Annotated in this window: 14 protein-coding genes; 4 read left to right on the top strand and 10 right to left on the bottom strand. The window is 47.4% G+C overall.

Going from position 1 to position 17,790, the window contains the following annotated elements:
• Nucleotides 1-323: 323 nt before the first annotated feature.
• Nucleotides 324-719, bottom strand: a complete 396-nt coding sequence (locus G367_RS0121795; RefSeq protein ID WP_020415293.1) for a DUF1801 domain-containing protein — start codon at nt 717-719, stop codon at nt 324-326.
• A gap of 1,258 nt (nt 720-1,977) precedes the next feature.
• On the opposite strand from G367_RS0121795, the gene G367_RS0121790 reads away from it, so the two are divergent.
• Both G367_RS0121790 and G367_RS0121785 read left to right on the top strand, forming a co-directional pair.
• Nucleotides 1,978-4,284 carry a S8 family serine peptidase gene (locus tag G367_RS0121790; protein WP_020415292.1) on the top strand — a complete coding sequence of 769 codons (2,307 nt, stop codon included), beginning with the start codon at nt 1,978-1,980 and terminating at the stop codon, nt 4,282-4,284.
• A gap of 13 nt (nt 4,285-4,297) precedes the next feature.
• Entirely contained in the window at nt 4,298-4,849 is a 552-nt protein-coding gene (locus G367_RS0121785) for a serine protease external chaperone (protein ID WP_020415291.1), read from the top strand.
• Between the two features lie 977 nt (nt 4,850-5,826).
• Here G367_RS0121785 and G367_RS0121775 read toward each other — a convergent pair.
• The 4 genes from G367_RS0121775 to G367_RS0121760 all read right to left on the bottom strand — a co-directional run bounded on the left by G367_RS0121775 (nt 5,827) and on the right by G367_RS0121760 (nt 12,085).
• Entirely contained in the window at nt 5,827-8,973 is a 3,147-nt protein-coding gene (locus tag G367_RS0121775) for an efflux RND transporter permease subunit (RefSeq protein ID WP_020415289.1), read from the bottom strand.
• 13 nt (nt 8,974-8,986) lie between these two features.
• Nucleotides 8,987-10,240, bottom strand: a complete 1,254-nt coding sequence (locus G367_RS0121770; RefSeq protein ID WP_020415288.1) for an efflux RND transporter periplasmic adaptor subunit — start codon at nt 10,238-10,240, stop codon at nt 8,987-8,989.
• Between the two features lie 14 nt (nt 10,241-10,254).
• The gene (locus tag G367_RS0121765; RefSeq protein WP_020415287.1) at nt 10,255-11,586 is read right to left on the bottom strand and encodes a TolC family protein; all 1,332 of its coding nucleotides are present in this window, start codon (nt 11,584-11,586) and stop codon (nt 10,255-10,257) included.
• 76 nt (nt 11,587-11,662) lie between these two features.
• Nucleotides 11,663-12,085, bottom strand: coding sequence for a hypothetical protein (locus G367_RS0121760; RefSeq protein ID WP_157533717.1), 423 nt, complete (start codon nt 12,083-12,085; stop codon nt 11,663-11,665).
• 267 nt (nt 12,086-12,352) lie between these two features.
• Here G367_RS0121760 and G367_RS24640 point away from each other — a divergent pair, with 267 nt between their 5' ends.
• Complete coding sequence (locus G367_RS24640) at nt 12,353-13,273, top strand: DUF2092 domain-containing protein (RefSeq protein ID WP_020415285.1); 921 nt, start codon at nt 12,353-12,355, stop codon at nt 13,271-13,273.
• Between the two features lie 180 nt (nt 13,274-13,453).
• Here the strand turns inward: G367_RS24640 and G367_RS26310 are convergent, their stop codons facing one another.
• The 3 genes from G367_RS26310 to G367_RS0121740 form a co-directional block, all read right to left on the bottom strand.
• Nucleotides 13,454-13,630 carry a hypothetical protein gene (locus G367_RS26310; protein ID WP_020415284.1) on the bottom strand — a complete coding sequence of 59 codons (177 nt, stop codon included), beginning with the start codon at nt 13,628-13,630 and terminating at the stop codon, nt 13,454-13,456.
• A 174-nt stretch (nt 13,631-13,804) separates the two neighbouring features.
• Nucleotides 13,805-13,999: a zf-HC2 domain-containing protein gene (locus G367_RS0121745; protein WP_020415283.1), complete on the bottom strand. Its 195-nt coding sequence runs from the start codon at nt 13,997-13,999 to the stop codon at nt 13,805-13,807.
• Between the two features lie 4 nt (nt 14,000-14,003).
• Nucleotides 14,004-14,624 carry an RNA polymerase factor sigma-70 gene (locus tag G367_RS0121740; RefSeq protein ID WP_020415282.1) on the bottom strand — a complete coding sequence of 207 codons (621 nt, stop codon included), beginning with the start codon at nt 14,622-14,624 and terminating at the stop codon, nt 14,004-14,006.
• 234 nt (nt 14,625-14,858) lie between these two features.
• Here G367_RS0121740 and G367_RS0121735 point away from each other — a divergent pair, with 234 nt between their 5' ends.
• A complete protein-coding gene (locus tag G367_RS0121735) occupies nt 14,859-15,905 on the top strand; it encodes a methyltransferase domain-containing protein (protein ID WP_020415281.1) in 1,047 nt (348 codons plus the stop codon).
• 73 nt (nt 15,906-15,978) lie between these two features.
• Here the strand turns inward: G367_RS0121735 and G367_RS0121730 are convergent, their stop codons facing one another.
• Nucleotides 15,979-16,968, bottom strand: a complete 990-nt coding sequence (locus tag G367_RS0121730; protein WP_020415280.1) for a hydrolase — start codon at nt 16,966-16,968, stop codon at nt 15,979-15,981.
• Between the two features lie 252 nt (nt 16,969-17,220).
• The gene (locus tag G367_RS0121725; RefSeq protein ID WP_026305318.1) at nt 17,221-17,718 is read right to left on the bottom strand and encodes a hypothetical protein; all 498 of its coding nucleotides are present in this window, start codon (nt 17,716-17,718) and stop codon (nt 17,221-17,223) included.
• Nucleotides 17,719-17,790: the final 72 nt, after the last annotated feature.

Raw genomic sequence — 17,790 nt, 5'->3', positions numbered from 1 at the left:
GCGGCTTCTTACAGCTGAATCATTGTGACAAGATTAGAAAATCGTAAAAGACTGTACTCTGACACTACAATCATCATCAATAAAAATTGGTGGGCAATTATCCCAAAGTTTGTAGCGACTCAAGTGCCAAAGACAGTGGCAATCTCACTAGGCAATTAGCTCACAGAAAGAGCCAACAACACCCAAAAACGAGAATATGCAAGCCTTGTGTCTTCCAGATTTATCTGGAGAGGAAATAATGAGGACGTCAACTACCACCTACCTTTATTTTCAACCTCATTTGGATACTAGCTGCGCACCATGCCGTTTCTTTAAAAGACCTATTAGATAAGTCGCACCAACTTACCCTTTCTCTTGTAGATATTCTTATAATCCCACTGAATCTCTGTAGATTTTTTCAGCCAACGCTTCAGGTCTTTTATATTTAATTGCTCAACCCCTGTATAACAAACAGAAGCATCCTTAAACTTACCTGTCCCCGGCTTAAGATCCGGCTCCTCAAAGTCAGCCCCGCTCCAAAACATCAGCCTAATAGAACCCTTCAGCTTGTTATAACCCACTATTGGATTCCCATCCAAGAACCACACGGGGTGTCCGTGCCAGATTTTACTTTCTGCCATAGGTAGCCCTCGGTTGATTTCATGCATCAGCTTTTCACAAATAGGGCTTTCACAATCATTCTGAGACGCATTAAATTCTTCTATTGTGGTAGGTTTCATAGCGTTAACCTAACGAATAAATCCTGAGCGCCCCTTTAAACGGCAGCTAACACAGGATGAATTTTTGAGATTACCTTACATGTAGAGCTTATAGGTTAAGGGTAATGTGAAAGTTTCTACAAATAAGTAACTCGCTATCAAGCAGTATAAAACTCTGCTATAAATTTTTCTTTCATCATCCATAACCCTTGCCCTAGATAGAAACTTACTATTAATTTCAAACAGCACTAAAGGCTTGAACTTATGAACTTCGAAGTGAGGAGCTTAACATTAGGAGCACTTCACGATCGAAAACGTTTAAGAAGCCATCGGCGATATCCTCCGTGCGTCTATATATAGATAAGATCGTATACCTCAAGCTAAATGCCCAACCCAACTTCACCCAATCAACACTAGAAATTCAAGGGCTCATATGGATTTAAATGAGAACTTGATCTCCATAACTTTTCCAGATTACCTTGCATTGGGCCATCTAATAGAATCCTACTTAACTCAATTTAATCACTTTTAAATACGACAACCAATTTATTATCCAAATTTAGCTAACTGAAACCTCAAGAAAAAAGCCCTCTGACTTTTGGAAACCTCATACTTGTAGCCCAATGATGACCTCACCTACCCTATTGAAGTAAAAGCAAGTCCAAGCGAGCACACCTAAATAAGCCAGACTTGATAACGGTTCAGAACAATTCACACTTATCAAATCTAAGTTAAACTCTTTCAATCTACATAAAACTATATATCCCAACATTCATGAAACCTAATTGGGACGCTACTCGCATCCATATTTTTTGATAACTGGATTATCAAGTAGTTTCATTCACCGAGCAGTCTGATAGTAAGGACGTCTAATCATGTCCTATATTCTGACAGCATCATTACTAACCTTGTTATTGCTTTAGTGAGTATTTCTTCATATTCATGGTAATAAAAATTCCCTCTAAAGTCTTACCTTTTCACATAGCTGTCTAGCCCACAATCCCATTATAGATTTTATAACTATCAATGCTTCACAAACGCCCCCTATCATACAACCCCAGTCCACTATCATCTATGGAAATTCCAAGCATAATTCAATGCCGAACACCTCTTTTAAGTTGTTCATTATTTAATCCATATGATAATTCAATGTCACAACATCACTTAAAGTCAGGTTGCAATATCTTGCTGACCAAGTTTAGTTGGCTAAAGACTAATGAGGTGGTTTATAATGCCAATACCCGATAAATACTTATAATGGGGATAATGGGGAATTTAAATGAATAAAAAAATGTTTCGACTTTCTGTGATTCAAGCAGCTCTTTTAATGACATTATCAGGCTGTGATAGCAGTAGTAACTCGTCTTCTCCCGCTCCTGCTCCCACTCCTACTGACATTCCGCCAACTGCTAGTGATGTAACTGTAGATGGGGCAAAGCAATGGATTCCTGTATCAGGAAAACTATTGGGCACTGATCAAAATGGCGATGCTTTAACATTTAGTTTCTCAGAAAATGATGAAACTATTAGTCCGCTTGATGGCACTTATACATTCAGCCATGGCCAGTTAACATTAGATGGCAATCTATTTGAATATACTTCAATCTCGGGGCAGGACGCTTCAATTACTTATACCGTGACCGCAAACGGTGCCTCAGCATCTGCAAAAGTTGATATCCTGAACGTAGAAAATGATCCCTTAGCCTATCAACAATGGCATTTACGCAACACAGGTCAAAAAGCTTACGCTCTTAGTGATGAAATGAAGCAAGGCCTTGTCGATATCGGAATTTATACAACCGAGGAAATTAATTCCATCTTTGAGGAAAATGAAGTCGAGGAGCTTGTAGCTGGCGAAGACATGAATGTTGTAGCGGCTTATGCTCAAGGTGTAACCGGTGCAAATGTAACTGCTGTTGTTGTAGATTCAGGCTTAGAAATTCGCCACGAAGACTTAATAGATAACGTATTAATAAATCGCTCTCTCAACTTGGATGAGTCAGCAACTGACAGAACAGATCCAACAAGTCTTTCTAATAGTGGTGATCACGGTACCAGTGTAGCTGGCTTAATTGCGGCTAAAGGCTGGAACAATATCGGTAGCCGAGGTGTTTCTCCAGACACAGGGCTAATCGGTATGAACTTTTTAGGCAGTGGAAAAATAGAGCAAACAGATCTATTGGTTCATGGATTCCCAGGAAGTGGCATTTCTTCAGATGAAGAAATTTCGGCATTTAACCGTAGCTATGGTATTACCTATCCTGGATTTATTGCGTACTCTGCACTAGATGAAGCTGTTGAGTCTTATCCTAATCTTATGCTTCGAGGCGGTAAGGGTGCTTTGAACATGAAATCTAGCGGTAATTCTTTTGAAGACGGCAATGGTGAAGGCTCTTTATGTGCCGATAACGGAGCAAATGATTTAGGCCTAACGTGCTATAACTCGGCATTTCAGCCTAGCCATGGTCACCCATATTACTTAAATGTTGCAGCGGTGAACGCAAACGGTAAACATACAAGTTACTCAACCGCTGGTGCAAGTATGATGGTATCAGCCCCTGCGGGCGAGTATGGTCGTTATGCTCCCGCGATGGTAACAACTGACCAGATGACCTGTATTAATGGTTACTCTGGCTTTAATGGCGGCACAATAAGTGCTTGGGGCGGGGCCTATGGCGAAGACTTCGCAGCCAGCCAGTTCCCATTTAATTACCCAGGCCATCCTGAGAATGCGAGCTGTAACTATACTTCAACTTTTAATGGTACATCTTCCGCTGCGCCAAATGCATCAGGTGTTGTCTCTCTAATCTTATCAGCAAACCCAGAATTGACCTGGCGTGATGTTCGTCACATCTTAGCTTCAACTAGCACTGTGATTGATGCTGAAAATGAAAAGGTTGAACTCACCATTGGTGAGGGTACTTTTGTTGCTCATGATGGTTGGATTGAAAACTCAGCTGGTTATCAATTTAATAACTTATATGGCTTTGGTCGGGTTGATGCAGGTGCAGCTGTTGCTATGGCTCTAGATTACTCAGAGAGTCTCGGTGAACAAATTATCACCCAATGGCAAGGTTTGGGTTCAACAGCTGGTGAAGAAGCCATGGAGGCGGTTATTCCAGATAACAGTGCGGCTGGTGTGAGCCAACAAATCGAAGTAACAGAAGATATTATTATTGAAGCTATGCAGTTCGAATTTGATATTCGTAATGATCACATGGGTTCTATTTTAAATGATAGTCTATTAACCTCCGCTGGTAATGACTTGGCGCTGGAGGTGGTATCTCCCTCAGGTACAAGAAGTGTTCTACTTTCTTCCAAGCAGGCATTATTAGATGCTTCTTATAGCTTTGCTGATGGGTATAGCATGGGTTATATTTTAAATGGTGCCGTATTCCTTTCTAATGCATTTTATGGTGAAAATGCTAAAGGAACTTGGACTATCAAAGCATTAGATACAGGTGAGACTAATATCGTATTCACAGACCCAGATAACTATTGGGATGCAACAGGCCTGATGAACAACCCAGTAGAGAGTGTTCTAGAAGGCGTATCACTTAGAGCGTTTGGTCGTGCTGTTCAATAAGAAGGGAAATACAATGAAGCTAAATAAATTAACGATCTTAACTGCTGCAATGTGTTTATCAGGTATTACACAGGCAAACGCTATTGATGCTGTGGAAAAGAAAGATATAGAGATTAAGAAGCTAAACACCATAGCTGCGGCAAGAACGAATTCTGCTGATTTTGGTATCTTTAAGGTTGAAAGATCCTTGAAAACTGTCCCAGTATCCATTGCTGCACCAGAATCTATTGTTGTGACAAAAGGCGAAATGGCGATAGTCAATATCGGCAATAATTCTGCATCAGATGTTGTTGGCAAAGGTACAATTGTACGAAACACAATCACAAACAAACTGACAACTTTAACCGGAAATATAACAATATTATTAGGCAAGAATGTTGAAGCATCAGAAGTAGCGTCAATTTCTGGCATGGAAGTATTGTCAGTATTTCCCGGTACTGATATTGCCATCTTGAAAGTTAAAGAAGGCAATGACTTAGTAGAAGCTTTCAATGCGATAAAACAGTCTGGCTTGGCTGTTGAAAGTCGAGTTGAAGTTACTGAAACTATGCATGAAGCACAATAGGTATAGCTTACTAAGTTAAGCATGGCTTCGCCTTAGACAAGCAAAAGGCACCGCTTTATAAGTGGTGCCTTTTCATCTTTGAGCGGCTGGTACTATTTTGATTTTAATACTAGGAAATAGGCTAACGATCCTAATGACAGGATTTTCTTTCCCTTTTGACAAACTAATAAACTCCAGCCAGGATCAAAAGGATGCCAATATTTTTACAGTATATTCCCACAGAAAGTGGCAAGGCTTTTTTCATATCCTCTACCACCCAAATAGCGCGTACCAGAGAAATAACACAGGCCAATACCGCTTTTAAGAACACAACAAGTCCACATCTCAAATTAAGCCAGGATTGGCCGGCTTAAATCTACCTGTAAAATAATAAGCGAATTAAGTATCCACCCAGCGAATCAGATCATGACCAAAACAACTAAAACTCCAATAGAAGCTACAGTAAGACTATAGAAGAAAGTTGGTGCTACAGCAGTTCTAACATCAACGACCGCAATGACAAGAAGTAGAATATCGATTAGAGGGGCATAGTAAAGAAGATACAAGCCTACTTTTAGCACACCAAAATATATTTGACACTGAGATCCAGAAATTAAACCACTCAGAAAGCCATTTTACATCTAACAATAAGTACCAACAGAAAGCTGTCTAATATACCACCTCACATTTAAACCACTTTTAAAATTATTAATGGTATTTATTAGACATGATATCTGAATTTTAGCAATCAGACATAGGGTTAAATACCCAAATTTATTTTTAACACTCTAATAAATACATCTGTGAAGAATATGATCAATGATTATATGCAGTTTAAGAGTGTATATCCCGGTCACAATTTCCTAGTCTATATCAATACCAGTCTAAGTATTAATCAGAATGGCACATGAGAAGAACCTTGGAGGAAAAATAGATTCTTCCAGGAATGCTCTGCCTACCTCCCACTTATTAGGTGAAGTAGGCAGATACACGAAAAATTAAGTCAACTTTATACTTTCTTTAATGACCTCTTCTCTCCCATGCACAATCCGATAAAGTAACGGCAATACAAATAGAGTTAGCAGTGTCGAAGAGATAATTCCCCCAATCACCACAGTAGCTAGCGGTCTTTGGACTTCAGCCCCGGTGCCCACGTTCAGTGCCATAGGCACAAAGCCAAGACTAGCAACCAGTGCAGTCATCAAAACAGGGCGTAGTCTGATCATAGCGCCATCAATGATGGAGGTAAGCAGCTCTCCTCCTTGCTGGCGCAGTTGCCGTATAAAGGAGAGCATTACCAAGCCATTCAAGACTGCCACACCGGAAAGTGCGATAAAACCGACTCCGGCAGATATTGACAACGGCATATCCCGCAGCCATAGAGCCAAAACACCTCCAGTCAATGCCAAAGGGACTCCGGTAAAGATAATCAAAGCATCCTTAAACGAGCCGAAGGCCATTACCAGTAAACCGAGGATTACCAAGAGTGTTAACGGGACCACGATAGAAAGACGGGTGCTCGCGGACTCCAGTTGTTCGAAAGTGCCTCCATATACTAACCAGTAGCCCGCAGGCAGGGAGACCTGCTGCTCAATACCTGCCCTCGCCTCTTCGACGAAAGACCCCAGATCACGGTCACGTACGTTTGCTGTTACTACTATACGGCGTTTGCCGTTTTCACGACTGATCTGGTTTGGGGCTGGAGTCATTTCCAGACTGGCGACTTCAGACAAGGGGACGTAACTACCCAATGGGCTGCCTGCAGGTAAAGGTACAGGCAAATCATCGAGATTCTTGTAGTCCCTGCGTAGCTCTTCCGGTAAGCGTACAACCAATTGGAAACGGCGGTCGCCTTCGTAAATCAATCCGGCCTCTTCACCCCCAATAGCGGTGGAAACCAGATCCTGCAAGGTTTGTAGGTCTATGCCGTAGCGCGCTAGCGCAATACGCTTCGGCAATATGGAGAGAACTGGCAGCCCCTCCACCTGCTCTACTCGCGCATCGGCAACACCCTCTATCCCATTCAGTACGCCGAGGATTTCATTGGCGGAGGTCACCAGCTGATCCAAATCATCACCGAACACTTTAATACCTAAGTCTGCACGCACACCAGAAATCAGCTCATTAAAGCGCATCTGGATTGGCTGGGTAAACTCGTAGTTGTTACCCGGCAACTCACGTACAGCTTCCTCAATTTCCGCCACCAATAGTTCCTGGGACAGTTTCGGGTTGGGCCATTGATCCCTGGATTTCAGGATTACAAAATTATCGGCTACATTAGGCGGCATTGGATCCGTCGCCACTTCCGGGGTACCAATTTTTGCAAATACTTTATCTACCTGGGGAAACTCCTTAATCCGCTGTTCCAGCAAGCGCTGCATCTCGATCGATTGCTCCAAACCGGTGCCAGGAACCCGCAAAGCGTGCAGTGCGATGTCTCCCTCATTCAACTGAGGAATAAATTCCGAGCCCAAGGTAGTGGCGAGCCAGCTACAAAAAAGTACCAGCGCAAGAGCACCGGAAAGCACCAGCCAGCGCACTTTCATCGAAGCGATTAGCAGTGGCTTATACAGAGACTTGGTAGCAACGATTACCTTGTTTTCTTTCTCACTGATTTTGCCGGTAAGGAAAACAGCAACCGCTGCAGGCACAACAGTCAGTGAAAGCACCAATGCGGCCAGCAAGGCCATCACCACAGTGGCAGCCATGGGGTGGAACATCTTGCCTTCCACGCCGGTCAGTGTGAACAGCGGTATATACACTACAGTGATAATCAGCACACCAAATAAGCTGGGGCGAATCACTTCATTAGTGGCTTGAAATACCAGCTCCAGCCGTTCCTGCAAGGGCAGCTTGGCACCTTTGCGATTCTGAGCTTCCGCAAGCCTGCGAATGGCATTCTCCACGATAATCACGGCCCCATCGACAATCAGGCCGAAATCGAGTGCGCCGAGACTCATCAGGTTGGCAGAAACACCGGTTTGCACCATGCCGAAAATGGTGGCAAGCATGGAAAGCGGAATCACTGCTGCAGTAATAAAGGCCGCTCGAATATTCCCCAGCAAGAGAAACAGCACGACGATAACCAGCAGAGCCCCTTCGATAAGGTTTTTCTGCACTGTAGCGATGGCTTTATCTACCAGTGTTGTACGATCGTAAACCGCCTCCACCTTGATACCTTCTGGCACCGTAGATTTTACACGCTCCAAAGCATCCGCAACATTAAGGGCCACTTCGCGGGAGTTTTCCCCCACCAGCATCATCGCGGTGCCCAGTACGGTTTCTTCGCCATCGCGAGTGGCGGCACCGGTACGCAGTTCTTTACCGATAGCTACTTCGGCCACATCCGAAATTTTGACCGGCACCCCAGCGCGGCTGGTAATCACCACACCTTCAATTTCGGCAATATTCTGCAGCTGCCCCGGTGAGCGCACCAGCAGTTGGCGACCGTTAGTCTCCAGGTAGCCGGCACCGCGACTTTCGTTATTGCGACGTAGGGCCTCAGCAATATCCTCCATGGATACGCCGAAATTGAGCATCTGCCGAGGATCTGGAGTGACATGATACTGCTTGTTATAGCCGCCAATGGTATTCACTTCAGTAACACCGGGCACCAAAGACAGTTGTGGTTTAATAATCCAGTCCTGGATTTCCCGTAATGCTGTGGCGTCGTAGGGCTGCCCATTTGGCTGGGTGGCACCGGGCATTGCCTCCACGGTGTACATAAAAATCTCACCAAGCCCGGTGGCAATGGGCCCCATCTCTGGTTCCAGCTCAGGTGGTAATTTGCTTTTAATCGCACCAAGGCGACTGTTAATTAAATTACGCGCAAAATAGAGATCTGTGCCCTCTCTAAAAACTACAGTGACCTGGGAAAGTCCGTAGCGGGAAATCGAACGGGTGTATTCCAGGTTGGGAAGGCCGGCGAGTGCCGCCTCCACAGGATAAGTAATCCGTTGTTCTGCCTCCAATGGCGAGTAACCAGGAGCCTCGGTATTAATCTGAACCTGAACATTGGTAATGTCGGGGACCGCATCAATCGGTAACTTCTGGTAACTCCAAATCCCTAGCCCCACCAACACAAAAATCAGGGATAGAATGAAGTAGCGCCGCTCAATTGAGAAGCGCAGGATGCTTTCAATCATCTTCTCGCCTCAATTAGTGGTTATGCGCAGCACCGGATTTTTCGATATCCGCTTTAATCAGGTAGCTGTTCTCCGTGACATAGCGATCACCCACATTGAGGCCACTCAGCACCTCTGTCACCTTGCCATCCGTACGTCCAAGCTTGAGCGGACGAACTTCGTAGGCTTGCCCTACTTTGACAAATACCACTGTCCAATTGCGCAAAGGCTGCAAGGCCTGGTTTTCAACCACTAGAGGCACAGGATTTTCACTGGTTACAACTTGCCCCTGCACCATCAGATCTGTTGTCCAGAGATCATTTGAGTTTTCAATCACTGCCCTTGCAATCGCGAAGGGCTGGCCATTACCACCGGGAGCAAGACTGGTAATCGTTGACTCGAAAGTGCGGTCACCAGCAGTAATGGAAACTTTCTGGCCACGGCTAATCTGGCCGCGACGAGTGGGAAACACCTGGAGCTCGGCCCACAGTTGATCATAGTTTGCTATGGTAAACAGCACTCGCTCACCACTGAATTCACCGCGGCTGGCCTGCTTGTCGATAATCTGGCCACTAATCGGTGCAACCAATGGATAAGTTTGTAAGCTATCATTGGATTCGATAGTAGCGAGTTCTTCCCCTTTCTCTACCAAGTCACCAAGCGCTTTTTTTATGGTAATTACGGTTCCCGGATAGCGGGCCCGCACATGGCTTAGGCTACGATGATCAATCGCAGTTTTACCATATAAGGTGACGCTTTCTTTAATAGAGCCTGGACCAGCAACTGCGGTTTTAATACCAGCCTTTTTTGCTATTTGCTCAGAGATCTGTACGCGGCCTTCATGGGATTCATATTTCCACTCGGTACGCTCACCATTGAGGAAAACAGAAACTAAAACATCGAAAGAGTGCGGTTCTTTTACCATACCCTCACCACGATAGAACGCTGTGCTGGAGTCCCAGCTAAAAGAGATTTGATCCACTTGGCCGCCAAGCCTTTCCAGCTCAACGGAAAGGCTGGCATTTTCCAGAGAGTTACCATTACGGGTAACCCAAGCACGGAATTCCGGATGAACACCGCTTTCGTAAATCAGGAGCTCTACTGTGAGATCGCCCTTTTCTAATAATCGGCCTCCGTTTGGGCCTTTTGCTTCTTCGTGCTCTTCGTGTCCTCCATGGCTATCACCATGACTGCCGCTTGCATAGCTTTGGGATACCAGCCAAACCCCCGAAAAAATGAGGGAAAAGAATAGTATTGCCAACCGAATCACATAAGTTGATTTACTCATTTCTCAATCCAAAATTATTTACTGCTATCGGCGCCCATGGGCCCCAGGGGCCTGGCGGTCAATTGTTCGATCTCTGCGCCAAAAAGAAGTACAGATCGCGCTGCTTCAATTCGCGCACGCTTGGCATTTAGCAATTCTTCTCTTGCGGAAATAAGGTCTACATAAGAATCCCTACCGCGACGGTAAGCGCGATCCACTTCATTCAAAGCCTGGCGAAGTTTGGGAATAATAAAGTCCTGCAATGTGGAGACAGTGCCGAGAGCCTGTTCACGGCTGGTCACGGCAAGAAAAAGCTGAGGATAGAGCTGCAACAGGGCAGCCTCACGGCGCAGCATGACTTGATCTAGCTCTGCCACTGCCTCTAGTTCGGCACCGCGGTTGCGCTTGGCTGTTAAAAGTGGAACGTTGAAGCCTGCCAGGACAGCAGTTTCGTTCACTGCCGGATTCACACGAAGGCCAGCATACCAACCAACATCCGGCCTTGAATTAGCCTGGGTCAACCGTAGCCTTGAAGCCTGCAAACGCTCTTCAGAGGCAAAGCGCGCAATCGCAGGGTTTTCCTGGGCTCTTTCATACAACACTTCAAAACTGGCACCCGACTCAAAGCGATAAAGCTCGGCGGAATCCACCCAATAGTTCTGGGCCGGCTGCCCCCATAGCGCCGAGAGTGCATGTTTGTAATACACCAACATACTTTGATCGGTCTGTTCGGCGAGGATGGCTTTTTCCAGGGAGGACTCCGCACGCATTCGCTCTGACACAGGACTGGCCGCAGCGCTGACCCGCGCACTAACGGCACTCAATGCCTCACGTGCAAGCGAGACTTTCTCCTCCGCCAAGACCACCAGTTCCTGAGCAGCCAATACCTGGGCATAGCGGCGGATAACTTCCGCCAGCAGATCTAAGGCCATCGCCTGCTCATCAGCGATGAGCAGGTCCCGCTGCGCATTGACAACATCTATTCGAGCCTGCCGCTTATTCCCCAGCTCCACAACAGAAGAGAGAGTTACCGTCAGTTCAAACTCATTATCAGCATCGTCTTCCGGATCTGGAGCATTATCCGAGTCACCGTTATTGAAGTGCTTGTACTCAGTCTCGACACCCAGCTCCATCTCCGGTTTTAGGGCTGCGGTCTGCCCGGCACCGTCCAGCCCTCTTTTTTGTAATGGAAAAATTGCAAGTTCTGGGTTCTGCGCGAGCGTAAGCCCAACCGCATTTGGTAGTGTCAGCAACTCCCCCTTCTGCGCAAATACTGACTGCGTAGGTAAACACAATATCGCCACCGCCAATGGCCAGGCGGCACGGCGACAAACCACACTCGCAATGAGCGTGTGAAACAAATCCATGGATATCTCCCAAGTCACATCTCGTACACGCGAGTTGGGTCTTTCGACTCTCTTTACTCGCGCAGCAATAGAAAGGTCAGACTTGGGTTATAGGTGGGCGTAGTAAAGGTGAGAAGTAACCACTGGGAACCGCGGCGCTTGCCAACTCCCGGTATGTGATACTGCCCGTTAAAATTGATTGGAATGCCTGGCCAAGTAGCCCGGTGATAGAGCTCCCATGGCAGTGGCAACAGTGATTACAAAAATCCAGCAGCGGAGCAGATTGGTCAGGCTCTTCCCCAGCTTGAGATACCAGGGTATCTCTATCAAGAGCGGGGTTGCTTGGAGCACTGGGAAATGGAATCTTCCCTGAGGCCTCTTCATGGTCCACATCATGATGAAGAGGCAGGTGACTGGCGATATCCTGGAGTTCATCGTGACTGTCATAGAAAGCACCTGCGGTCTGGAAGACCAGCAGTGCAATCAGCAAAAAAGACAGTCGAACAACATTCATGGACATAAAGAAACTGGATAATCTTACGCTCGACTCTAGCAAACAAGTCAGGATAGCTCAAATAGGCTCGTCCCAAGCTATTCATTTTTAAGGATAAAATGCCTAATGGGTCACTTTATTAAAGCTGCCCATCAAACTGACTGGTACGTTTTTTCAAATTAGGCCACTGCTACTCCTGCACCTGTCAGCCTCATAGCACACCTTTCTGCGCCACCCGGTAAGTCCTCTACACTGATTTAAATGCCATGAGTATGACTTGAGAGGTACCGGTAAATGCTCGCTCCGAAACCTTTAGGTGGCCTAACTCGTGCCCTGATCCTTGCAGTGCTGGTAATATCTGTTCCTGCCGCAACCGCCCAACCCTCTCCCCCCCCGCCATCAGAAACTGCAGAGAGCCAGAGCCAAACAACCGAACCCAATGGCTCGGTGCCCAAGCCCTCTCCGCCACCAGGTCAGAAAGACTCGCCACAGACACCAACCAATCAAATGGAGAGTGCCGAGTCCAACCAATCGATTGACCCCAAGGCCATGGAGGCTTTGCAGCAAATGGGGAAATACCTGGCAAGTATGAAAACGCTGATGTTCAATGCCCGCATATTCACTGAAGTGGTACTGGATAATAAGCAGAAGCTCTTAATTGGCGGTAAAGTCATGTATATGGCGACACCTCCCGATCAGTTACGTGTCGACCTGACCACCGATTCAATAACCCGTCAATTCTTCCATAGCGACAATAAGTTCACGATGCTGGCTCCTCGTAATGGCTATTTTGCCGAAATAGAGGCCTCCCAACCGACACCGGAGGTGCTCACCCAGGCAGCCAAGGACTACGGCATTGAAATACCATTCGCCGATTTACTTGAGTGGGGACGCAAGCCAGATGCCTGGGCCGGAATCAAAGAGGGATTTCTGGTGAACTCACCTATGGTAAATGGCCAGCGCACCAAACACTGGGCTTTTCGGTCGGAGAACCTCGACTGGGAAATCTGGATAAAGGTTGGAGATCAGCCTCTACCCCTGCGTATCTCCACAGTGAATACCCGGGACCCATCCAAGCCCCGCTTCCTCGCCACTTTAAAGTGGATGGAGGCCAAGCCAGGGGCAACAGGCAAGTACAAGCCAGCTACGGAGAAACTTAAGAAGATCCCACTGAAGAAGGCGGAGCCAAATAAGCAAATGGAGGGTGCACAATGATCAGTGTTAACTTTGCGAGGCTGGCGGCACTGCTACTCCTATCGGGCGGGTTGTTCATGTCGGTACTCAGCACCCCCGCAGAGGCGCGCGGTCACTTTGGTGGGGCTGGGGCTCATTTTAATGTAGGTGGGCATTTCAATACCTTTAGACCAATGCCTGAAGGTCGTTTTCACGGCGATTTCAGGGCCGGGGAATTTGAGCGCAGGTTTCCCAATCATCCACCATTTCACCCAGTACGACCGATACACCCTCATCACCGGCCCTATCCTCCACCCTGGCGGCCACGTCACTGGCCCTACCCAGGGCCGGCATATTGGGGTGTGACTGCGGTTGGAGTAGGCGGTTGGCTGTACACATTACCACCCAGCTGTGTAAGGGTGACAATTGGTAATGTGACCTATGAGCACTGCGGGGCCTACTGGTATCAGCCCCATTTTGTGGCTGGTCATATTGCCTACCGACATGTACCCCCCCCAAGGCGGGCAATTGTCAGGTAGTTTGGAAGGGCCCCACCATAAATATATGGTGGGGCTAATCTTCCGATTTCTCCGGCCCGCCTTCAGCATAAGATTTGCTAATACGACGAAGAACTTGCATTTGCTTGCCAAAATTCCTGCAAGGCGTACACATTGCCAAGTGTAATTTTAGGCTCGCCTGCTCGCGTAAATTCAGGTTTCGCTCCTGGGATTCGGACATCAGGCGTGTAGCTTCCCGGCACGATTTCATCAGCTCACCCCTCCACGCCAAACCAGTGATCTTCCAGACATTCACGCAAGCGCAGGCGCGCTCGGTGCAATGTCACATTCAAGTTGCTCACCGACACTTCGGCAGCGGCACAAATCTCGTGGCTTTCCAGCTCTATGAACTCGCGCATCATAAATAGCTGGGCCTGGCGGGATGGCAGGTAATTAAGGCAGGCTTCAAAGATTCGCCAGAAATGCTTATCGTGAATCGCCGACTCGGGATCAGCCCACTTCTTGGGGCGCTCATCCTTCTGCCAGTGACCTGTCTGATCGAATAACTCATCATGATCATGTTCCTCCCTGTCGCCGTGTACAAGCTGGTCTGCATCCACAAAGCGCTGACGCTGGCGTAGTACATCGGCGATCTTGTTTTTCAAGATGGCAAAAACCCAGGTCTTGAGTGCTGAACGGCCATTAAAACTGCGAGAGTTTTTCAGGGCCCCCATCAGGGCCTCCTGTACAGCATCTTCAGCTAGCTGGGTATCCTGCAGCTGCAAACTGGCAAAACGAAGCATTTGCTGGCGCAAATCCACAAGAAACTGTGAATTTTGCAGGGAGTCTTCAGCACCTTCTTCTGTGGAGGCGCCCGGGACAAGGTAATCGCTCAATTACGTTCCCTCATAATGTCAACGCGGAAACTGGGGATATTAACCAAAAAGCAGAGATTATCTAACAACCAGCTCCCACTGACATCAAAAGGCAACTTTAACCATTTGCCAGTTACTAATACTTGGTCGCGCGAATCCTGCACTTGTTACAGACTTCTTACACAGGTAAAAAGATCCCAGCGAAGGCGCTTTGATGCCATATAGGAAAACAACTCTGCGAAAGGTAAAAATCCGATGCACGACATTGTACAGGACTACTACGGACGTCAACTGAAAAGCTCATCGGACTTGAAGACTGATGCCTGCTGCGATGCCAGCACTGTCCCGGAGTGGTTGAAGCCTTTACTGGCCAATATTCACCCGGAGGTCCTATCGCGCTATTACGGTTGTGGGCTTGTGTGCCCACCCCTGCTGGAGGGATGCCGGGTGCTGGACCTGGGCTGCGGTTCCGGCCGCGATGTCTACCTACTATCTCAATTGGTTGGACCAAGCGGCGAAGTAGTCGGTGTCGATATGACTGATGAGCAACTACAAATTGCCCGCGAACACCAGAGTTACCACTCGGAGAAATTTGGCTATGACAACGTCACCTTCCTGCATGGTTACATTGAGCAGTTAGAAAACCTTAATCTGGAGCCCGGCAGTTTTGATGTGATTGTGTCGAACTGTGTTGTGAACCTGTCCACTGATAAAGGAGCCGTACTGCGCGGCCTCCACCGGCTACTCAAGGATGGCGGGGAGTTTTATTTTTCCGACGTCTACGCAGACCGCCGTGTACCAGACACCCTGCGCACCGATCCCGAGCTAGTGGGAGAGTGTCTCGGTGGTGCCCTCTACTGGAATGACTTCCTGGAACTGGCACAAAGCAGTGGATTTCGCGATAGTCGCTTGATGGAAAGCCGCCCGCTGGAGGTTACAAATACGACCCTCTCCGCACGCTGTGGTTCTGTGCGCTTTTATTCCGCAACCTACCGTCTGTTCAAGCTGGCACAGCTGGAAAAGGATTGTGAAGACTATGGCCAAGCAGTTGTATACAAAGGCACCATCCCAAGTTGCCCACACGAATTTATCTTGGATGGGCATCACGTGATTGAGAAAGGCCGCGTTTTCCCTGTCTGTGGAAATACATGGAGAATGCTGGCAGAGACGCGAATGGCACCCCACTTTGAGTATATTGGCGACTTTTCCCAACATTTCGGCCTATTTCCCGGCTGTGGCCGTGAGATGCCATTTTCTACTCGTGCGCTGCAAAGCAACGAAAACAAGGGACAATGCTGCTAGGGGTACTTAATTCGCTAATCCGAATTTGGCCGGTATTCCTAAACATCTAAAAATGAATAGGGGGCCGGCAACCTTAGCCAGATCTGCCACGCCCTAGGGCAGAGTCCAAAAAGGCGGGAATTTTTTGCTCCAGCCAATAATTCGGATTCCATAGTGTCCCACCGACAAACCCTACATGCCCACCGTGCTCACTGATTTCAAGATTGACCATCGCACTGACTTCACCCTGCTGTGGGATTGCAGTCGGACACACAAATGGGTCGTCTACAGCATTAATAATCATTGTTGGCACCCGGATTTCTTTGAGCAGCCGTTTGCTGGAAGCTCGGGTGTAATAGTCATCGACATCACGGAAGCCATGTAGGGGTGCGGTAAATGTATTGTCAAACCGGCGAAAGTTTACAAAGTAAGTAGCATCGTCCAAATTGGGTAAAGCAGCTGCCATACCAGGGTCTTCCGCCTTTTGCTTAAGAGTGAGGCGCAGACAACTGAGCAAGTGCCGCTGGTAGAGCTTGGATAGGCCAGTGTTGATTCTGCGGCTACACGCATGTAGATCCATTGGGGAAGATACAGCTACTGCACCTATCACCGGACTGCAGATACCGTCCTCCCCCAGCATCTTCAGCAACACATTACCACCAAGTGAATAACCGACCACAAGAATCGGGGTAGATGGCAACTGCCCTCTCAGCTGCTCTACCATCCAACGAGGATCTTCACTATCACCACTGTGATAGGCTCGAGGCAATCGATTAGGAATACCTCCACAACCGCGAAAGTGCATTACCGCTACCTGGTAGTGCCGCTCCAACAAAGATTGCATCAGCCCCTGCACATAAGGAGAGGCTACTGACCCCTCCAAGCCGTGGAGTATCAGAACCAAAGGAAGTTCTGGATCATCCACCAGTGGACGAGGATAGTGCATAGCGAGGCAGTCGCCATCAGGGGTTTCATACCAGCGACGGCTGGTATTAATCCACGGGGAAGGCCGGTGCAGGCGGCCAAATACAGTTTGAAGGTGGCAGTTCCCAAGGCCTGTTGCAGGCGTAAACTTTTCAGTCATACATCAGGTCCAACTGGCGGAATGAATCCCCCACACACTTTTAACTCACTATCCATAGTGGCTAACCCTGGCCCTGGCGGGAATTCACCGCCTCCGACATCAGATCAGGCCTTGAGCGCCTTGGGTATCGTACAAAGGTTATACGGGTACTTTCAGTATATAACTACCGACGACTGCTTGAGGAGTGGTGTTGCGCGTCAAGACTCGGCTACCATTGAGACAATCTATGAGGTTAAGGCTGTCATTCACCCACTAGCACTTAGCTGATTTCCGCATGGTTTCTGGAGCAAAAATTACAAAAAAATAGCTGCGCCAGCAGCGATGCCTATACAGCTGCAGTTGCAGCAGCGCAAATATTACCAGCATGATTGGCCGCCTGGTTTGCAGGGCAAATGTCTTTTCTGTGCAAACCCCCAAAGTAATCGCCACAGTTGAGCGCGCAACAAAAGCTATCGCGACTCCCATCAAAATCTGGGACGTGTAAAGAATCGGTTTACGGCTGGTCAACATGACAATTAAAACTGACACAGCAGTAATAATTATGCCGCAACTAGCAATCAGTCCATACTTGAAACGAGTGCTATCAATAAAAGCACCAGCAGGTGTTTGTAGAAGTACAATGGTAATCCCGCCTATCTCTAGGACAATACCTGTTTCACCAGCCTTCCAATATATGGCAGAAAGCAAATAACCAGCAACCACATCTCCTGCGAAGAAATTCGTAAAGAGAAAAGGTTTGTTTAAACTCATAATTAAGTCTTATTTATAAATCTTTCGCCTGGACTGGTGCTTTGGAACTGTCGGAAATGGCGAGCATCGACT

Origin of the sequence: Microbulbifer variabilis ATCC 700307, from assembly GCF_000380565.1 — a bacterium.
Taxonomy (GTDB): Bacteria; Pseudomonadota; Gammaproteobacteria; order Pseudomonadales; family Cellvibrionaceae; genus Microbulbifer; species Microbulbifer variabilis.
Note: the sequence above shows the minus strand (reverse complement) of the source record. Positions and strands in the feature narration are given on the sequence as shown.